The organism is Streptomyces sp. NPDC051913, assembly GCF_044593635.1.
GTDB lineage: Bacteria > Actinomycetota > Actinomycetes > Streptomycetales > Streptomycetaceae > Streptomyces.
The window spans coordinates 1-17,300 of sequence record NZ_JBIUCI010000028.1; the positions used below are offsets into that span (position 1 = coordinate 1).

Annotated in this window: 17 protein-coding genes; 10 read left to right on the forward strand and 7 right to left on the reverse strand. The window is 67.2% G+C overall.

The annotated features are described in order from the left end of the window. A partial coding sequence (locus ACIHIX_RS44605) for a LuxR C-terminal-related transcriptional regulator (protein WP_399966369.1) occupies positions 1 to 412 on the forward strand: 412 nt, incomplete at its 5' end. Positions 413 to 433: 21 nt separating this feature from the next. Here the strand turns inward: ACIHIX_RS44605 and ACIHIX_RS44610 are convergent. After that, entirely contained in the window at positions 434 to 1,231 is a 798-nt protein-coding gene (locus tag ACIHIX_RS44610; protein WP_399966370.1) for an alpha/beta hydrolase, read from the reverse strand. A gap of 331 nt (positions 1,232 to 1,562) precedes the next feature. Between ACIHIX_RS44610 and ACIHIX_RS44615 the strand changes: the two genes are divergently transcribed. Further along, the gene (locus ACIHIX_RS44615; RefSeq protein WP_399966371.1) at positions 1,563 to 2,033 is read left to right on the forward strand and encodes an SsgA family sporulation/cell division regulator; all 471 of its coding nucleotides are present in this window, start codon (positions 1,563 to 1,565) and stop codon (positions 2,031 to 2,033) included. Positions 2,034 to 2,050: 17 nt separating this feature from the next. Here the strand turns inward: ACIHIX_RS44615 and ACIHIX_RS44620 are convergent, their stop codons facing one another. Both ACIHIX_RS44620 and ACIHIX_RS44625 read right to left on the reverse strand, forming a co-directional pair. Next, positions 2,051 to 3,058 (reverse strand): M28 family peptidase, encoded by a 1,008-nt coding sequence (locus tag ACIHIX_RS44620; protein ID WP_399966372.1) that lies wholly within the window; start codon positions 3,056 to 3,058, stop codon positions 2,051 to 2,053. A gap of 162 nt (positions 3,059 to 3,220) precedes the next feature. Further along, positions 3,221 to 3,667: an acyl-CoA thioesterase gene (locus ACIHIX_RS44625; protein WP_399966373.1), complete on the reverse strand. Its 447-nt coding sequence runs from the start codon at positions 3,665 to 3,667 to the stop codon at positions 3,221 to 3,223. 171 nt (positions 3,668 to 3,838) lie between these two features. On the opposite strand from ACIHIX_RS44625, the gene ACIHIX_RS44630 reads away from it, so the two are divergent. From ACIHIX_RS44630 to ACIHIX_RS44640, 3 genes are all read left to right on the forward strand, one after another. Continuing rightward, positions 3,839 to 4,516 carry a transglycosylase SLT domain-containing protein gene (locus ACIHIX_RS44630; RefSeq protein ID WP_399966374.1) on the forward strand — a complete coding sequence of 226 codons (678 nt, stop codon included), beginning with the start codon at positions 3,839 to 3,841 and terminating at the stop codon, positions 4,514 to 4,516. Between the two features lie 59 nt (positions 4,517 to 4,575). Continuing rightward, positions 4,576 to 5,541 carry an RNA polymerase sigma factor gene (locus tag ACIHIX_RS44635; protein WP_399966375.1) on the forward strand — a complete coding sequence of 322 codons (966 nt, stop codon included), beginning with the start codon at positions 4,576 to 4,578 and terminating at the stop codon, positions 5,539 to 5,541. 116 nt (positions 5,542 to 5,657) lie between these two features. Further along, positions 5,658 to 6,560, forward strand: coding sequence for an alpha/beta fold hydrolase (locus ACIHIX_RS44640; protein WP_399966376.1), 903 nt, complete (start codon positions 5,658 to 5,660; stop codon positions 6,558 to 6,560). A 179-nt stretch (positions 6,561 to 6,739) separates the two neighbouring features. Here the strand turns inward: ACIHIX_RS44640 and ACIHIX_RS44645 are convergent, their stop codons facing one another. The 3 genes from ACIHIX_RS44645 to ACIHIX_RS44655 all read right to left on the reverse strand — a co-directional run bounded on the left by ACIHIX_RS44645 (position 6,740) and on the right by ACIHIX_RS44655 (position 10,069). After that, on the reverse strand, positions 6,740 to 7,120 hold the full coding sequence (locus ACIHIX_RS44645; RefSeq protein ID WP_097275318.1) for a DUF6009 family protein: 381 nt from the start codon (positions 7,118 to 7,120) through the stop codon (positions 6,740 to 6,742). 202 nt (positions 7,121 to 7,322) lie between these two features. Beyond that, positions 7,323 to 8,900: a phage/plasmid primase, P4 family gene (locus ACIHIX_RS44650; protein WP_399966377.1), complete on the reverse strand. Its 1,578-nt coding sequence runs from the start codon at positions 8,898 to 8,900 to the stop codon at positions 7,323 to 7,325. After that, complete coding sequence (locus ACIHIX_RS44655) at positions 8,897 to 10,069, reverse strand: bifunctional DNA primase/polymerase (RefSeq protein WP_399966460.1); 1,173 nt, start codon at positions 10,067 to 10,069, stop codon at positions 8,897 to 8,899. The genes ACIHIX_RS44650 and ACIHIX_RS44655 overlap by 4 nt, the downstream gene beginning before the upstream one ends. A gap of 746 nt (positions 10,070 to 10,815) precedes the next feature. Here ACIHIX_RS44655 and ACIHIX_RS44660 point away from each other — a divergent pair. The 5 genes from ACIHIX_RS44660 (at position 10,816) to ACIHIX_RS44680 (ending at position 15,732) form a co-directional block, all read left to right on the forward strand. Next, positions 10,816 to 11,688 carry a hypothetical protein gene (locus ACIHIX_RS44660; protein WP_399966378.1) on the forward strand — a complete coding sequence of 291 codons (873 nt, stop codon included), beginning with the start codon at positions 10,816 to 10,818 and terminating at the stop codon, positions 11,686 to 11,688. Positions 11,689 to 11,921: 233 nt separating this feature from the next. Then, the gene (locus ACIHIX_RS44665) at positions 11,922 to 13,193 is read left to right on the forward strand and encodes a ParA family protein (protein WP_399966379.1); all 1,272 of its coding nucleotides are present in this window, start codon (positions 11,922 to 11,924) and stop codon (positions 13,191 to 13,193) included. Continuing rightward, positions 13,190 to 14,329: a ParB/RepB/Spo0J family partition protein gene (locus ACIHIX_RS44670; protein ID WP_399966380.1), complete on the forward strand. Its 1,140-nt coding sequence runs from the start codon at positions 13,190 to 13,192 to the stop codon at positions 14,327 to 14,329. Before ACIHIX_RS44665 ends, ACIHIX_RS44670 begins: the two co-directional genes overlap by 4 nt. A gap of 642 nt (positions 14,330 to 14,971) precedes the next feature. Next, the gene (locus tag ACIHIX_RS44675) at positions 14,972 to 15,424 is read left to right on the forward strand and encodes a MarR family transcriptional regulator (RefSeq protein WP_399966382.1); all 453 of its coding nucleotides are present in this window, start codon (positions 14,972 to 14,974) and stop codon (positions 15,422 to 15,424) included. Continuing rightward, a complete protein-coding gene (locus tag ACIHIX_RS44680) occupies positions 15,421 to 15,732 on the forward strand; it encodes a replication initiation protein, RepL2 (protein WP_079307099.1) in 312 nt (103 codons plus the stop codon). The genes ACIHIX_RS44675 and ACIHIX_RS44680 overlap by 4 nt, the downstream gene beginning before the upstream one ends. A 508-nt stretch (positions 15,733 to 16,240) precedes the next feature. Here the strand turns inward: ACIHIX_RS44680 and ACIHIX_RS44685 are convergent. Continuing rightward, positions 16,241 to 17,242 carry a helix-turn-helix domain-containing protein gene (locus ACIHIX_RS44685; RefSeq protein WP_399966383.1) on the reverse strand — a complete coding sequence of 334 codons (1,002 nt, stop codon included), beginning with the start codon at positions 17,240 to 17,242 and terminating at the stop codon, positions 16,241 to 16,243. Positions 17,243 to 17,300: the final 58 nt, after the last annotated feature.

Sequence of the window (17,300 nt, forward strand, 5' to 3'; positions counted from 1 at the left end):
CCCCCACGCCCACCACTTCCCCTACGAACTCGCCCGCATCCACCTCGCCCACGGCATCCGCCAACGCCACACCCACGGCCCCAAAACCGCCCGGCACTCACTCACCCTCGCCGCCCAGACCTTCCAACGCCTCGGCGCGGCCACCTGGGCCGAACGCGCCCACGCCGAACTCCGCGTCTCCGGCCTCGTGACCCGCGCGACCACGCAACTGGCCGAGCTGACCTGGCAGGAGCGCCGGATCGCCGATCTCGCCGCGAGCGGCCTGACGAACAAGGAGATCGGCGAACGCATGCACCTCTCGCCACGCACCGTCAGCTCACACCTCTACCGCGTCTTCCCCAAGCTCGGCATCACCTCCCGCGCCGCCCTGCGCGACGCACTGGGCAGGATTCCCGACGACCAGAGCGTGTGAGTGTGCCCTCCTGGATTCCTACTAGGGGTGGGATCGCAGGCCGTGTTCGTCGAGCCAGCCGAGCACATAGTCAGCGACGAACCTCCATCCGTTGTCGATGGTCAGCGAGTGCGCACGGTCCGCGAACTGCTTGAGGTCGGTCACGGCCAGGGAGTCGCCGTACTGCTTGTACGCCGCGCGCGTGGCGGCGTCGGGCACCAGCAGATCCTCCTGTCCCGAGATCAGCAGGAGCGGGCCGCGGCGCGCGTTGCCGACGTCCGCCACCGCACGCGGGCTGCGCACCGAGTCGGCGCAGCCCAGGTCGGCGAGCAGCCGGCGGGGCGTCGGCACGGCATAGCGTTCGAAGAGCCGGGCGGACTCCTCCGCGGTGACCGTGTTCGCGAAGAGGCGGTGGAACTGGTCCGAGGACAGGGAGACCAAGGGATCAGTGCCGTCGGTCTGGCCGGGGTGCCACAGCCCGGCCGGTGGGGCGGTCAGCGCGATGTCGTTGACCGGGGCGGGGGCGATGGCCACGGCGGCCTGACCGATGTTGGCGCCGATGAGGTGCTGGGCGATCAGCCCGCCGACCGAGTGGCCGATGATCACCGGCGCGATATCGAACGAGTCTACGATTTTGGCGTAGTGGTCCGTCAGCAGGTCCAGGCCGACGTCGGTGAACCGGTCGGCGGACTTCCACATCTCCCCCACGGTGTACGGCTCTCCCGGCCAGCCCGGGGTGAAGGCGAGAAAGCCCCGACTGGCGAAACGCTCCGCCCACGACTCCCATGACAGCGCGTGAAGCCACGCACCATGGATGAAGACGACGGGGGTACGGTTCACGGCTGCTTCCTCCGAGCACGTCGACCACCCGGCACCGGCACACGGGCGACCGTTTCAGCATCGTTCAGGGACAGGTCGAGGGCGACAGTCGAATGACTTAATGTTCATGGCCCGTGGTGTCCGACAGCGCCCGACAGCCCGTGCCGGGCGCCCCGGCCAGGCCGCCGAAAACGGACACGGGTCCGTCTGGAGCAGCGTCCAAGGACTGCCCGACAGGGTGCTCGGTCCCCAAGTCGGTGAAGTTGGCCGGTCAAGTTACTTATGTACGTCGCTCGCGCGGCGGCAACAGTGGACGAGGCCAGCTTCCGCCACAGAGAGGGACCAACTCGTCATGAGCGGCAACCAACCAGATGGACAGACCTTCCGAGCGGTATCGCACGGTTGCTCCGAGCTGGTCCTGGACATCGAGCGCCTGCTGGACCTCACCACCCGGCAGACCGTACGCGCCGAATTCCGGTTCGACCCGGACGCACCCTGGATCGTGTCCGTGGAGTTGACCATCGAGGGCGGCCCTCGCGTCCTGTGGCGGATCAGCCGCGACCTCCTCCACCAAGGGCTCTACTCGGTGAGCGGCCTCGGCGACGTCCAGCTCTGGCCGTCGTACCCCGCCGACCGCGCCACCGCACGGTTGCAGCTCACGTCCCGGGACACCGCTGCCCTGTTCGAGCTGCCTGTGCCCCCGCTGGCGGACTGGCTGGCCGGCACATACGAACTGGTGCCCGCCGAGGCCGAGCTCAACGAGATCGACTGGGACGCCGCGACCGCGGATCTGCTCCAGGAGCCGCAGGCCCACTGCGACTGACCGCTTCCGGCCCGGGATCAGCGCCGGAAGCGTGCCATGCTCTCCGGCTCGGGCCACGACATGGCGGTCCGGGCGGTGGCCGCGGTGACCGAGGTCAGGCGGACGTAGTCAAGGGTCCTCGGCACGTCCGTCGGCCGGTGGTAGTGCGGATTGCGGAAGTTCGCGGTGTCCGTGAGCATCAGCGCGGGAACCCCACGGTTCCAGAAGGGGGCGTGGTCGCTGCGCCCCAGGTGGTTGGCCGGGGGCACGGCCAACCCGATGAGCAGTCCGAGCGGACCGTCGGGCCGTGGGTCCCGCAGCAGCAGGGCCGGGAGCGACCGAGAGGCCGCCGCGGCGGCCCGCTGCCACGTCCGGGCCGCCGCGGTCGAGGAACGGCGGTGGACTACGAGGGTGAAGTCACCTCGGTGGCCTCCCGCCCGCACCGCGGCGGACGCCTCGGGGAAGACGCGCTCGAAACCGACGGGCAGTTTCTGTGTGCCGGGAGTGTCCGCGAAGTAGCCGACGGACTCCAGGCAGATCATCCCCCGTACCCCTTCGTCCCGGCCCAGTTCGCGGGCCGCCTGCCGGGACCCGATCAGCCCGAGCTCCTCCATGTCGAACACGGCCAGAACGACGCGCGGCGGCACAGGCGCCTCGGCCAACAGCCGGGCCGTCTCCAGAAGTACCGCCACGCCAGAGGCGTTGTCGTCGGCGCCCGGACTGCCGCTGACGCTGTCCAGATGAGCGCCCACCACCACAGCCGGTCCGGTGCCGGACCCAGGCAGTGAGGCGATGAGATTCGCTCCGCGCAGCCGCCGGTGGAGGCGTGGCTTCAGGGCGAGCGCACGGTGACCGTGCCGGTCGGTAGAGCCGATCTGCCAGCGCACGTCGAACGGCCGCCGCTCCACCAGCCAGCCCGCGGTGGCCAGTTGGTCATGAACATACGCCTCGGCGCGCTGCATACCCAGCGGCGCCCGCAGTCGGCTGCGGGGTTCGGCGGCGAGGAACTCCACGTGCCGGCGGAGACGGCCTTCCGTCGCGGTCATTGCATCTCTTCCCTGTGAACCTGCCGTGCCCTCAACTCCGTTGCCCTAGCGAAGGACTCCTGCGCCCAGGGTTCATTGGCTGGCCTGGACGCAGGAACGGGGCGGTCGTCCTCGTGATCTTCCCCCGATGCGAGGACGACCGCCCCACCCAACAGCAGACGGTCAGGACCTTGAGGTGAGGTCCTGACAGTCTGCGGTCCGCGCCCCTTCGAAGAGGGCCCGCAGTCCGGCCGGAGGCGCGGTGATCCTGCGGGTGCCGAGGTCGATCCAGGCCCCCAAGGTGCGTACCTCGGCGGCCTTTTCACCGCTGTCGCGCGTCAGAATGTGCTCGAACCGCCAGCGTGAACTGTCCTCGCTCAGCCCGATGACATGTGTGTCCACGGTGACCACTTCGGCGGGAAAGACCTCACGCCGATAGCTGACCTCGTCGCTGAGGGTCACGGGGGCGAGTCCTGCCTGGTGCAGCACTTGTGGGCTCCAGTGCGCTTCCATGAGGATGGCGAGCCTGGCCGAGGCGGCGTACTCCAGATATCTCGTGTTGCGCAGATGGCCGTTGGCGTCGACATCGTCCCAGCGGACCTCGAAGGACTTCGTGAATGTCTTGGACATGAGTGAGGACCAGCCTTTCCGCGTCGAGCCGCCTGTCGAGGTGGGGCGCCTCTTGGTACACGTGTCGAACCGGTCGGCGGGTTCAGTTCGGTCCTGCGGGCCGCGCGAGCAACAGCCATGTGTGAGTATGCACACCTGCTCCCACATCTGCTCGCATCGGAAGGAAATCGCGTGAGCCTCAAGTCGGTTCGGGGATTCGCCGTAGTCTCTGCCACCGCGGTCACCGCTGTCGGAAGCGTCGTCGGCGTTGCCTCCGCCGGCAGCACCGCACAGACCGACGACGCCGAGGCGGCAGTTGCCGATTCGACGCTCCTCGCGGACATACCCGCGGGCCAGCAGGCCCAGGTGCAGACCGCATCCCTGACGCAGCAGGCCAACGTCCAGGCCATCCAGGCCGACGCAAGCGCCAAGAAGGACGCCGAGGAATCGGCCCGCAAGGCTGCGGCCAGGTCCGCGGTGGCGAAGAAGGAAGCCGCCGCGAAGGAAGCCAAGGAGCGCCTGGAGGCCAAGGCCGCCGCCTCCCGCAGCTCTTCCAGCTTCCCGGTGCAGAGCTCGTACACCACGGCGCAGATCCAGGCGATGGCCGCCCAGATGGTGCCGAGCGGCCAGTTCCAGTGCTTCAGCAACATCGTGGACCACGAGTCCAGCTGGAACTACACCGCCGTCAACGCCTCCTCCGGCGCCTACGGTCTCTTCCAGGCGCTGCCCGGCTCGAAGATGTCCTCGGTCGGCGACGACTGGCGGACCAACCCGGCCACCCAGATCAAGTGGGGCCTCAACTACATGAACAGCGTCTACGGCAGCCCGTGCGAGGCGTGGACCTTCTGGCAGACCAACCACTGGTACTGAGCTCGTCCCCTGAAAGCGGTTAGGGTCGAAGACACGTGTCGCGACCGGGAGGACGAGGTATGAGCGGGACACCGGGAGACACCGGCCCTGCACAGGACGCGGCTCTGACCCTGGCGGCGCAGTCAGGTGACGTGTCGGCGCTGGGCCTGCTCCTGGAGCGGCACCGGCCCGGCATGCGTGCGGTGGCGCTCAGTCTGCTGGGACCGGGCCCGGACGTCGACGACGTCCTCCAGGAGGCGGCGCTGGTGGCGCTGCGCCGGATCGTCGACGTCCGCGATCCGGAGGCCGTAGGGCCCTGGCTGCGCATGATCGTCCGCAACGGCTGTCGCACGCTGCTGCGGTCCGCCCGTCGGGTCGAGCCGATGGAGGCGGTTCCCCTGCCCGCTTCCGGTGCCACACCCGAACAGGTCCTGCACAACCATGCGTTGCGGGACTGGGTCTGGGAAGCCGTGGAGGCTCTGTCGCCGACGCTGCGGCTCCCACTCGTCCTGCGGTACTTCTCCACCGGGGTGACCTCGTACCAACAGATCGCCGAGGCCTGCGCGGTACCGGTGAGTACGGTGCGCAGCCGGCTGAACCAGGCGCGCGGCGCCCTCGCCCAGGCCCTCACCGCCACCGCGGCCTCGGCTCACGACGACATGACCCGTCGTACCGAAGCCAGTTGGCATGAGGTGCGCGAGACGCTCGCGGCCGCGGAACGCGGCGGGTTCGGCGCCATCGTCAAGGACCGTTACTCCCCCGAGGTCGCACTGCTGGCCGGGGGCCAACGGCTCGGCGGGGCCGGTCTGTTGCTGGCGGGCATGGAGGGCGACCTGTCGGCGGGGGTGCGTCAGCGCCCGCTGCATGTGGTGGCCGGACGGTCACTGGTGGTCTGGGAGATGGAGCTGGTCAGCCCGCCGGACGACCCGGACCACTGTCCGCCCGGAGTCGCCTGGATCATGTCGCTGGAAGGCGGCCGCTTCGACCGGGTCTCCCTGTACCACGCGGCACGTCCCACAGAAGCCCCCGCTCCCGCGGCAGCCTGAGCCCAGGGGCTGCGGTTCTGCCGGAGTGATCCAGATCACCTGCCGTGGATAGAACTTCCCGGTACCCCGTGCGTCGTGTCGGTGTCACAGACACCTACGGATCCACGGAGATCTCGATGAACACACCCCTCGCACGCACCGGCCCCCTCTCCCCCGGCACCCACTCCTACCAGACGGGCGGAATCGTCCAGCGCTATCACGTCCACGGCAGCGGCCCCGTGTGCGTGGCGCACTCGGGCGGTCCCGGCATCTTCTACGACTACCTGCGGATGTCCGCGCTGGAAGCGCACCTGACGATGGTCTACGTCGAGCCCGTGGGCACCACCGAGGACAGCCGGCTGCCTTCGCATCCGCACGGATACACCCGCGAGCGCTACAGCCGCTTCCTTCAGGTGCTGATCAACCGGCTCGGGGTGCCCCGGGTGCATCTGCTGGGGCATTCCCACGGCGCGTTCGTGGCCGCCTATCACGCTCTGCACCGGCCTGAGCAGGTGGCGGGCGTCGTCCTGTACGAAGGCGCGCCCGTCACCGGGCCCGAACACGGGGCGGAGGCGGGCCGCATGGTGGAGGCGTTCGTCGCCAAGCACGCGGGCCACCCGGGGCTGCCGGATGTGCTGGCCGCGTTCGGGGCGATGGGCGACATCTCCAGCGACGAGCAGACCGTGGCGGTCGCACGCGGTGTGCTGCCCTCCTACTTCGCCGACTACTGGGGCAACGAGGAGCAGTTGGCCCCCTTCCGGGACTCGGTCCGCGCCACCTACATCTCGGGCCTGGACGAGAACCTCGTACCGGAGGTCATCGACGACCGAGCCGCGTTGAAGGGACTGGAGCCGCCGGCTCTGGTCGTCGTCGGCCGACACGACGTGATCTGCGGGCCGCGCTGGGCGTACGAAATGGACGAGCTGATCCCCGACTCACGGCTGCTCGTGCTGGAGAACAGTGGGCACATGGGGCACATCGAGGAGCCCGAGCTGTTCGCGGACGCCGTCCGTGACTTCGTGCTGCGGACCGGGCGGTAGCACACAGCGGAGGTTCACGGGCGTCAGGCTGCTTGGTCAACGCCCGTGAACCCGGGACGGGAGACAGTCCGTCGTAGTAGTGGAGGACTGTCTGCCCGCGCCGGATGCCAAAGCCCGTGAGGTGCTCCGCGCCAGTACGTGCGCCGAAAGCCGATCAGGCCGTGAAGAGCCGTAGGGACTCAGGGCGCCGAAGCCACGGCCACCGAACCGGACTGGGAACGGGGCGTCTTCGCTCCCGGCTTCTTCGGCTCGATCGTGCGCGGGTCGACGGCCTCGCCCGGGGCGCCCTCACGGTAGAGGCCGTCGGGAAGGCTGTCGCGGTCGTGGGGCAGCAGGAAGAACACCCGCCGCTTGTACAGGCCGCTGTCGGGGTCCGGCGAGGCGTCCTCGTCCAGCAACGCGTAGCCGACCATGCGACCGTCGCGGGCGTACGGCGGCTTGGTGTTGCGCCGCCTGGTCTTGTCCAGTGCCTGACGGACGTAGTCGAGCCGTTCGAGGTTCTCGAGCCACACCACCTCGGCCTCGTGGATGAGGTCGCTCTCGGTCAACAGCGAACTCATGGCTGCTGCCCCTCCTTCGTCGGCATGCTCCCCGGCCATGGGGGCATGTCCGGGCATCGATCCGTCCCGCTCCGGCCCGCTCGCCGCCAGGTGACGGGCCGCTCTGTGGGGACCACCGCGTACGGGGCCGGGCCACCATCGTAGAGCGCACCGCGACGCCGGTGTAGGGCACGTCGAGTGGACGAGTGCCCGACGCGAGCCCTCATACCTGCTCCAGCAGGCCGATTCCGGGGTAATACTTACGGCCGTTCGACTTGATCATGTCGGTCGGCGAGGCCACGCCCACCTCCTGGCGGACCCGGTTCGCGAAAGTACGTGGGGTCGCGGGCCGAATGCCTTCGCCGGCGTTGCACCAGGAGCTGTACTCGGCGTAGAGCAGCCCCTGCTCCACCCGTAGGTCCCTGCCCGGGTCGCAGTCCCTGGTGCAGCACTCGGTGAGGAAACGGCCGATGTGGTCCTCGGTGGTGGCGTACGCCGTGGTGGCCATACGGACCCGGTCGGGGCCCTCCAGTGGGTCCCTGGTGCGCAGATACCGCTGTGCCCCCTGGATCAGCCAGTGCAGGATTCCAGGGCCTTCGTCCCGTACGAGTTCGAAGGCGAGGTTGTCGATCCTGCGGTGCGCCGGGACCGTGCGGGTGAAGGGCAGCAGGCGGATGCGGCGCCAGAAGGCGAAGCCACCGGTGGAGACCTCCGGGCGGTGGTTGCCGAGCAGCCACAGATGATGAGTGGGGGTGAACGAGAAGTAGTCCTGCCGCATACGGCGGGCCTTGATCTTGTCGCCGCCCGTCAGCAGCCGGACGCGGGCCTCGTCGAACTTGTCGTTCGGCTTCAGCTCGCTGCACACCACCAGGCGGCGCCCGTGCAGTTCGGTCAGCTCCGTGGAGTGTTCCGAGAAGGCGCCCCGGTCCATCAGGAAGCCAGGCGGGGCCGCGTCGGCGTAGTCACCGAGGATCTGGATCATGATGTCGAGCAGGACGGACTTTCCGTTCTTGCCCTCACCGTGCAGGAACGGCAGCACCTGGGCGCCGACGTCGCCCGTGATGGAGTAGCCCAGCAGCAGGTGCAGGAAGTCGATCATCTCCCGGCCCTCGTCGTCGTCCCCGAAGGTGTCGGCGAGGAAGCGGTGCCAGCGGGGCGTCTCCATGTCCTGAGGAGCGACGCTGGTGGCACGGGAGTGGAAGTCACGGGTCGGGTCGGGCTTACGCAGATGCCCGTTGTTCAGATCGACCACGCCGACGGGAGTGCACAGGGCGTAAGGGTCTCCGTCGAGGCGGTCGGGATCGACGGAGATGTCCGGCGATGCCTTCGCCTGCGTCAGCAGGGCCTTGAGGCCCGTGGTCGACAGGGTGCGCCGCTTGTGGTGGGCGAGCTCGCGATCGCTGAAGACACCACGCGGGTCGCTGAGCGGCATGTCCTCGGCCATCTCCCCCGCGGCCCACAGCGCGGCCTTCTCCCCTCCCCCACGCTTCCATCGGTAGCCGTCCCACGAGAACCAGCCCAAGCCCTCCACATGACGGAACTGGTCGCGATGCATTTGTACGAAGAGTCGAGCGTTGCCTCGGTCGGAGAGCGAGGGAGGCAGCGCGGCCGGGACACCGATGGCAGACCCCGCCGGAAAGCTCACCCCGACCTGGGGCACCGGCGTGACAGAGGAACCGACAAAACCCTGCGCGGGAAGCCTGGCGGCACTGGGTACCACTTCCGCCGACTCAAGGTCGAGCATCTGCTGAGCGGCAGCCTGCGGATCAAAACGCGGGGAGCCTTCGGCACTGCTGCTCATGGACGTCCTTTGAGGTGAAGAGGGCGGACGGACCCTACGGCAAGGGCGTCGTCAACGATCTTTTCATTCCTGGACTGCTGCCAAGGGCGGGCATAGTGAGCGACACGGACAAGTCGCTCGCGAATGGCGGCGTGCTCAAGATGGCCCGCACCGACCAGGCCACCGGCCGTGTAGGCAGCCCTGTTGAGCTTCTCCGAGAAGCCCGTGCCCTCCGGAGCAGAGGCGCACTCCGCGACCTGGGCGATCAGGGGGTCGATGACCTGATCTGCGGCAGCGGCCCGCGGACGGGAGCTCCTGACGGCTTCAGCACCCGCGCCGGACAGGCCAGTTGCCGAGGACCCGCCCACAACGGCCTTCGGCGGCTGCGGTTCGATGACATGCCCGGTGCGTCGGAGTTCGGTCCGTAGCCACTCAGGTATTACGGCCGGATACCGCGTGGTCCCTTCGGCACGGTAGACCCCCTTGGGCGTACGAGTGCCCGGGGCCACGATGTAGCCGCCGTCCGCACGCACATCGACCTGCCAGGCGAGTGCCGTGTTTCGCCCGGAACCGGTCGAGCAGCGGTAGCGGGTGCCGGCATCGGGGTTCCGGTACCAGACATGCAGACCGCCCGAAGGAGTACGCACCCTCAGCGTGTCCTCGTCGTCTGCCGGGTCCTTCTCTCCACGGTAGGCCGCGAGGAGCGCCAGCGTGTCGAAGCCTGAGGCCAGGCCCGCGAGTTCTACCTGGTCCGGGATGGAGATACCCGGCAGCAGGTGCGTCCGGTCGGCGACCGCCACCTGGTGGGCGTCGATGTCGATCACGAGCAGTCCCGCCGGGCCACAGGCGACACCCACACCGGCGGAAGGTGTGTCCGCCCACCACCGCTCGATGCACGCCGGATCGGTCGTCGCCGAGTGGAAGCCATGACAGGGCCGGCCTGCTGGGAGGCAGGCGCAGGTCGCCGGCTCATGACGTACCCCTGAACACGAAGGACAGTTCCCGACGGGCGTCTTTCGGCCCGGGGAGAGAGGGTGCACCGGCCAGCCCTGCGCCGCACACCAGCGGGCGACAGCCTGCGGAGGGGCAGGGGACGCGGGCGCGACTCTGGCAGCACTCTCTCGGTCCTCTCCTTCGCGCGGCACTGGAATCGTCCTTGTCAGCTCTGTCTGCCCGACCACTTCACACACCTGACGCGACGCCAACCCGCCAGGGACCGAAGGGACTCTGATGCGAAAAGAGTGTACGGCCCACCTTCGCAAAAGGAAGGTTGTCCAATCGGCGTGCCGTTTCTATCAGGTTCCTCAGTCCCTTGGGTCCCTCTGGGGTCTGCGTCGGTGTTGCGCCGGTGTTGCGCCGGACCTAGAGGGACCCAAAGGGTCCAGGGACCAGACGGCAGGGTCTGTGCAGAACGAGGGTCCCTAACCAGTCCCTGGGCATCTTTGCAGGTCAGAGACTTACACCCTACCCGAACAGGGACTGTAGGGACTGAACTTCGCCATTATGAGCTGTAGTTGATGTGTGTTTCGTATACGCCCGCGCGTACGAATACATGTCTTCTCTACGTCATAATGGCGGAGTTGAGTCCCTTCAGTCCCTATCTCAGCCAACAAAAGGCCTCTGACCTGCACAAACACCAGGGACCGACCCTCAGGGACCAAAACCCACCCGGTCCCTTCCAGTCCCCACCTTCAGACCCTGGTCCCTGAGACCCACATGAGCGTGAACCTTTCCGGTCCCTGGACTCGTTGCCTTGTTGTGGGGTGGAGGAGCAGGGACTGAAACGTCGGGAGGCCCCTCCCCCGCTGCTGTTGCTCGCCCCCTGGCACCGACCCCGAAGACCTATTACGCCGTAATAGGTCGAGCAGGACCGCCTGCCCTACTGTGGTGGTGTTTCACAGAATGTGAAACAAGGTCTGTGGGGCAGGAAATTCGGATGAAGAAGCGCGCCCGGAGTTCGGCACGGCCTACGAAGCCGCTGGTCAAGCCGCCTGTGAGGATTGGGTCCCTGGATGCTGCGGCGGTGGTCGCAGAGCTGCGGCAGCTGCATGAGAACGCAGAGGACCCGGCGGTCGAGCGGATGCCTGCTGATGACGAACTGTTCGGTGCGCTGCTGTATGTGGAGAAGCATGCCCAGGCGCTGAGCAAGCAGCCTGCTGAGGTGCAGCGTGCCGCAGCGCTGAAACGGGTCCAGCTCTGGGAGTACCTCCGTGAACAGACCGAGCTCCACCAGGCGCGCGCGGTCGAGGACGCGCGAAGTGCGGGAGCTCAGTGGATCCAGTTGGCGCCGGCGTTGGCGGTGGGGGCACCGAGCGCCGCGTACAACAAGGCGAAGCGGCTGAAGGCTGTCGAGCTGGTTGATGAGACTCCCCTGGCCAATCAGGTGCGCCGAACTCCTGAGGCCGTACTCAAGGCGGAGCGTCGGCTGGCGCAGGAGCGAGCCGCTGAGCAGAGAGCTCAGGAAGAGGCGCAGCGGAGGCACGCGCTCATGGTCCCTGTGGCCAGCCGACTGTTGGAACAGCGTGAGTTCTTGCTACGCGATGACGACGTGGACTACTGGCTGGAGGAGATCGAGACGGTACTCCCCCACTGCCGCACTCCCCTGCAGATGGTGAGCCTCGACCGTTACCTCAGTGCTGCCCTGCGAGCACTGAGCAAGCTGGAGCGGGAGAGGGCTTGCTCCGTCGCTCTCACCGAGAACGCTCATCTGGCGCTGGCCGCGGCAGTCGAACTGCAGAACCCTCAAGGTGGGACGGGTGACTTCCCTGCGCCCCTGCCCTTCTCTTCCCTCAGACCTATTACGCCGTAATAGGTCTGAGGGCTCGACAGGTGCTGGAGGAGCTCTCGTGATGGGCGGCTCATGACGTGCAGTGGGCTTGTAGGGGGAGACGGAGTCGGGGACTCTGGGGAGTCCTGCGTGTCTTGTGAACCCGGCCGAGCTATTACGCCGTAATAGGGGCACGGGACTTCCTCGCATCACCAACTCGCACTTACTAACGTGTCGATGCAGCAGATGATCTCTGACGTTAGTAAGGTAGCGCCATGAGTATGCCAGCCACCTCAAGCGACCGAGCCAAGGTCGTCTCCAAGCTGCCGGGATGGCTCCGGCAGAACCTCAAAGTCAGAACCGCCCAGCTCGGCATCGAGATTCAGACCGCCGTCGAGCAGGGCATCGCCGCCTGGTGCGACCTCGCCTCCGCCACGGCCACGGTCGACACCGCCGGGGCCGAGTCGTTCTCCACCTTCCTACCGCCGGGCCAGTGGGAGGAGTTCCGAAGGATCGCCGAGGATCGTCGGGTCTCCCTGATTCAAGGACTTGCCCAGTCCGTTCAGCTCTGGCTCGACACCAACCCCGCGCCGGATGTCCAGCGCCCGGCCGTCACCCGTCGCATCGTCGTCTGCAACCAGAAGGGCGGCGTCGGCAAAACGGCCATCACCGCCGGCGTAGGTGAGGCCCTGTCAGAGGACCCCAACCGACTCTTCCCCGTCCGCGTCGCCAAGGCCCTGGTCTCCGCGCTGAGAGCCGGTGACTCCGATGCCGCCACCGACGGCGCCGCTGCTGATAACGACCCGCTCGATGTGGAGAACCTCCCCGGGCATGGGCTCCGCGTGCTGCTGGTCGACTTCGACCCGCAGTGCCACCTCACCAATCAGCTGGGCGCCGCCCCACTGGCCATGAACGGTGACAGCCTCACCAACCACATGGCCGGCGATCCGAAGGGTGAGCTCAAGGACCTCATCGTCTCCGTCGACGAAGACCACTTCGGTGGACGGCTGCATCTCCTGCCCGCGTGCCATGACGCCTTCCTCCTCGATGTCCGTCTGTCCGCGGTCCGCGCTCGCGAGGCAGCTCTGGAGCGGGCTCTTCTTCCGCTCGAAGCCGATTACGACGTAGTCATCGTGGACTGCCCCCCCAGCCTCGGCCTCAGCATGGACGCCGCTGCCTACTACGGGCGTCGACGCGACAGTGAAGGGCCCGGCCAGTCCGGTGCCCTCATCGTCGTCCAGGCCGAGGACAGCTCCGCCGACGCCTACGACCTGCTGACGAACCAGATAGAGGATCTCCGTAACGACCTCGCCCTCGACATCGACTACTTGGGCATCGTCGTCAACCTCTACGACGGCCGACGTGGCTATATCGCCACCTCGTCCCTTCAGGGATGGGTCGACATAAAGGATCCGCGAGTCGTCGGCCTCATCAACGACCTCAAGGAACAGAAGGAAGCCGTCCGCATGAAGCAGCCGCTGCTGAGCTATGCGCCGGCCTCGCAGCAGGCCATCGCCATGCGTGCACTGGCCCGGGAGATCTCATGAGCAAGGCCGACCAGCTGGGAGCCGGACGCTTCGGAGGAGGAACCCGGCCCGTGAGCGCCCGGCGGGCCGCCATCGGTGCGGCCACCGGTGTGCCGACCGACGGAGTTTCTCCCCCGAACCGACTCCCCGTCACCCGCATCAGCCCCAACCCCGAAAACCCTCGTACCTCGCTCGGTGACCTGACCGAACTCGCGGACAGCCTCAAGGAGCACGGCCAGAAGCAGGCCATCACGGTCATGAACCGTGACGCCTACCTGAAGGCCAACCCCGCCCGAGCGAACGACCTTGAGCCCGACACCACTCATGTCGTCGTGGACGGCAGCAGCCGACTCGCGGCCGCGCGCGATGCGGGCCTGACCCACCTCAACGTCATGGTCGACGATGAGCAAGGCAGCGATGGGGACGCCATTCTGGAGTCCGCGCTCGTCGCCAACATCCATCGCAACGACCTCGACCCCCTGGACGAGGCGAAGGCGCTCCAGCGTCTGCTCGCCATTCACGGGTCACAGGTCAAGTTGGCCAAGCGGCTCAGTAAATCGCAGGGGTGGGTGTCCCAGCGCCTGGCCCTGCTCAACCTGAACCCTGAACTCCAGGCAGCCGTGGGGGAGGAGCCCGTCGAGCTCCTGCGTTCCGTTGCCAAGGAGTCCCACGACCGGCAGGCGGCAGCGCTTGAGGAGCTGAAGGCCGAGCGTGCGCGCAAGGAAGCGGAGCGCCGGGTGCCTCCACCCGCAGCCGTACCTGCCCCCACACCCGTACCGGCTCCCGCTGCTGAGGCCGCTCCCGCCTCTGCGCCGGCAGAGCCCGTGGCTTCTCCGGTAGTGAACGAGCCGGAAGGTGTCCCGAGCCCGGTCACTCCGGAACCTCTCCCGCAGACCACCACTGAGGAGAAGCCGCCGACCAAGAAAGAGGCTTCGGCAAAGCCGGGGGAGACCGTGCCTGATCCTCGGACAGCCGACAGCGTGATCGGAGATGCGGATCAGACGCCGGCGGAGTCGGGGGCTGTTCGGCGACTCCCCTATGAAGACGGCGCGTTCATCGCCATGCACCTCATCCAGAAGATGAGCAACACCGAGTTCGACAAGATGCTCGCCATCCTCAACGAGCATCAGAGCCAGCGCATCGGGCCCCGCGCCTGAGCCCTCGCCCCCTATTACGCCGTAATAGCTGCTGCGGCTGTGGCCGGTACGAGCAACCTCTCGTACCGGCCACAGCTGTCTCTCCCCCTATTACGCCGTAATAGGTCGGCCGGGCGGTTCAAAAGCAATGGGCGTGGCTGGGCCCGGTGGGGGCTGACCGAGGCATACGCGCGCCACTGTGACCGAGTGCCGGTTCGTCGTGGCTGGCTTTCTGTGGTGCGGGAGTGGAGGGGGTTCGGTTGCTCAAGTCGCGTGTCATCGGGGGGGAAAGGGGGGTGGGGGAGTGGAGTACGGCGCTGTGTCACAAGGTAAGAGAGCGACACCTCCAAAGCAGCTCTGACCTGCGGAAACAGGGGTTGGGACCACGATCGTGGGAACTGCCAGGCAGTTCCTGTGGCCGTACAGGCAGATCAGAGGAACTGAGTACCCAGTTCCGGGGATCGCGGTTGATTGACGTGACGTACATGTCTCGCGTGCATGGTCGCGCGTAGTTGTCGCACGGGCCATTGGCTCTCGGGGCAAGCGACACGGCCGACAGGCGGAGTTCATTGACTTGCTGCTCATGTACGTTAAGTTCATGTCGCGGTCCATGGGGCCGTTCCGAAAGGACAGTGCGGCAACGACCTATGCACGGAGGGCGTGTTGGCAGCAGTACGCAGACTGGTCGACGCCGACACCGGTGAGCCCATTCCCTATGCGCCGTACGCCTTCTCCGGTAGGCACACCCAGGTGGACAAGGCCAGGGTCGAGGCCATCACCGAGTCCAGGGCCTTCACGCCCAGTGAGAAGTTCCTCGTCCTGTGGTGGATCGGCGTATCTCCCGAGGGGATGGAGCCGTTGAGGGCCACGGGAGCCGACATCGCCAAGCGGGTGGGCATGTCGACCGATGCGGTGGGGAAAGTCAACAGGAAGCTGACGAAGCATCGTGTCCTGGTGATTCGTGGACGCATCGGGAACTACAACCTGTACCGGATCAGTCCCTACATCGCTTTTCATGGAACAGGCGTAGAGCAGCGTGAAGCGGTGAAAGGATGTAATCCGCCGGAGATTCCGGGCTTCGACGAGAACACCCCCGCACGGTGGGAGGCAAAGTGACCAGCGACGACAAGCAGCAGAATCTCAGGCTGCTGGAGGCCACGGCCGGCATGACCGCCAACCAGCGTCTCGTCGTCATGCTTTACGCCCTGCACCCGACCGACCGTTCAGGTGCCGTTCTGGAGACCGCGGCTCAGCTTGCCAAGCTGGTCGGCATGGCGCCGCCCGTCTTCTCCAGGACACGCAAGCAGGTCATCGGTCTCGGCTGGCTGGAAGAGACCGAGAAGATCGGGCACATCAAGTACTACCGGATCACACCGGGTCGGCTGGGGGAGCGGGTTGTCGTTCCGCTCCGAAGGGCCACCTGATGGAGCTGGGTCGCTGACCGCCGACCGCAGGAGTCACTTCAGACGTCCCGTGGATCGCCCCTCATGTACGTCACGTCAATGAGGGGCGATCCACGGGACGTCTTGTCTGTCGTCTGCGCAATGTCTCCCGCTCGCGTAGCCGCGCCTTGTTTGAATCTCGCAAAAGGTGTAGAACGGCACCAAGTGGGCGTGATTCGAACAGTTCGATTCTTCGCTCAGAACGATTCTCCCGTGAGCGGCCGCGTGACGGCCGGAGAGATGCCCGCTCTCCGTTCATTCCGATGTGGGTTGTTTGTCCGACCTTCGCTGCGCCCTTGCTCACTCCTCGAGAAGCCCGGGTCGCTGGGCATTGTCCAGGACGAGGCGATGCTGCAGCGGCTGATCGCCAGGATGCGCGAGACGATGGGCGAGGATGAGGGGCGATCCACGGGAGGAGTGGTGGCGGCGTCTCAGGAGCTCGGGTTTCCGGTGTCGTAAGCAGCTTTGCCAGAGGGTAGTTGAGGAGTCGTCAGAGCCAGCCGCGGCGGGCGGCCTGCCAGGCGAGCTGCATGCGTGTGCCGGCTCCGGCGCGTGTCATCAGACTCTGGATGCGGCGCTGCACGGTTCGCCGACTGAGGCCCAGTTGCGAGGCGATCGCCTTGTCGGCGATTCCTGCGACCAGCAGGGACAGCAGTTGGCCCTCGGCCGGTGACAAGGAAGGGTGGGATCGGGTGTCGTCCGTGGTCAACTCGTCGCCCCTTGCTGAGAGATGCAGTGGGACAGCGTTCTCCCAATAGCTCTCGAACAGGGCTACCAGGGCGTCGAGCAGGCTGCTGTCTCTGACAAGCGCGGTGGTCGGCTGGCCTGGGCTGCCGTGGGGACCGCCGGGCACCAGCGGGAAGATGCCCACAGACCGGTCCGCTATCGCGAGGCGCAGGGGCAACCACGGGACGGAGCGGGCGACTTCACCAGCGCGTACGCCCGCAACAACGTTGTCAATGGCGCCCTCGTCGTCGAAGAACGCCTTCTCGTACAGCACGCGATAGCGGACACCCCGGGCCAGAGCGTCGAACTCCTCCGTGTTGGTGCCGGAGGGCATGGCCACGTACTGGGCACGGCAGAACCAGAGCATCTCCTCACGGGCGTTGACCTGGATCTGCTTCAGCCGCTGGCGCAGGGCCTCCGCCCCGGTGACGACCTCCAGAAGCTGGCCGGCGTCCTGGCGGCGCGCGGTCTCGCGGTACGTCTCCAGGAGGCGGCCCGCCTCCGCTCGTGCGGTGTCGAGTGCGTCGGTGGTGAGTTTGATGCGGGGGAGGAGCGCGACGTCCGGAGAAACGGCCTGGAAGGTGCGGGGCGTGGCGTCGGTGTGGGTGGCCAGGCCGTGGCCTACCAGGGCTTCGAGTACATGCGCGCTGGTGTCGGTCTCCAAGTTCGTGCGGCGGGCGATGTCTTCGGCGGTTGCACCGCCCGCCGTCACGAGGAGCCGGTAGACGGCCTCCAGTTCTGGTGGGATTCCCGCAGCTTCCAGCATCCCGAAGGCCTTCTCCGCTCATGATGGCGTGGACAGTTCGAGGACTGTACTCCACGCC

Bases quoted from the DNA above. Each gene is read 5' to 3' on its own strand.
- ACIHIX_RS44635 (WP_399966375.1), top strand. From the start codon at position 4,576: ATGAGCGGGACACCGGGAGACACCGGCCCTGCACAGGACGCGGCTCTG.
- ACIHIX_RS44645 (WP_097275318.1), bottom strand. From the start codon at position 7,120: ATGAGTTCGCTGTTGACCGAGAGCGACCTCATCCACGAGGCCGAGGTG.
- ACIHIX_RS44665 (WP_399966379.1), top strand. From the start codon at position 11,922: ATGAGTATGCCAGCCACCTCAAGCGACCGAGCCAAGGTCGTCTCCAAG.
- ACIHIX_RS44660 (WP_399966378.1), top strand. From the start codon at position 10,816: ATGAAGAAGCGCGCCCGGAGTTCGGCACGGCCTACGAAGCCGCTGGTC.
- ACIHIX_RS44625 (WP_399966373.1), bottom strand. From the start codon at position 3,667: ATGTCCAAGACATTCACGAAGTCCTTCGAGGTCCGCTGGGACGATGTC.
- ACIHIX_RS44620 (WP_399966372.1), bottom strand. From the start codon at position 3,058: ATGACCGCGACGGAAGGCCGTCTCCGCCGGCACGTGGAGTTCCTCGCC.
- ACIHIX_RS44650 (WP_399966377.1), bottom strand. From the start codon at position 8,900: ATGAGCAGCAGTGCCGAAGGCTCCCCGCGTTTTGATCCGCAGGCTGCC.
- ACIHIX_RS44615 (WP_399966371.1), top strand. From the start codon at position 1,563: ATGAGCGGCAACCAACCAGATGGACAGACCTTCCGAGCGGTATCGCAC.
- ACIHIX_RS44670 (WP_399966380.1), top strand. From the start codon at position 13,190: ATGAGCAAGGCCGACCAGCTGGGAGCCGGACGCTTCGGAGGAGGAACC.
- ACIHIX_RS44640 (WP_399966376.1), top strand. From the start codon at position 5,658: ATGAACACACCCCTCGCACGCACCGGCCCCCTCTCCCCCGGCACCCAC.
- ACIHIX_RS44685 (WP_399966383.1), bottom strand. From the start codon at position 17,242: ATGCTGGAAGCTGCGGGAATCCCACCAGAACTGGAGGCCGTCTACCGG.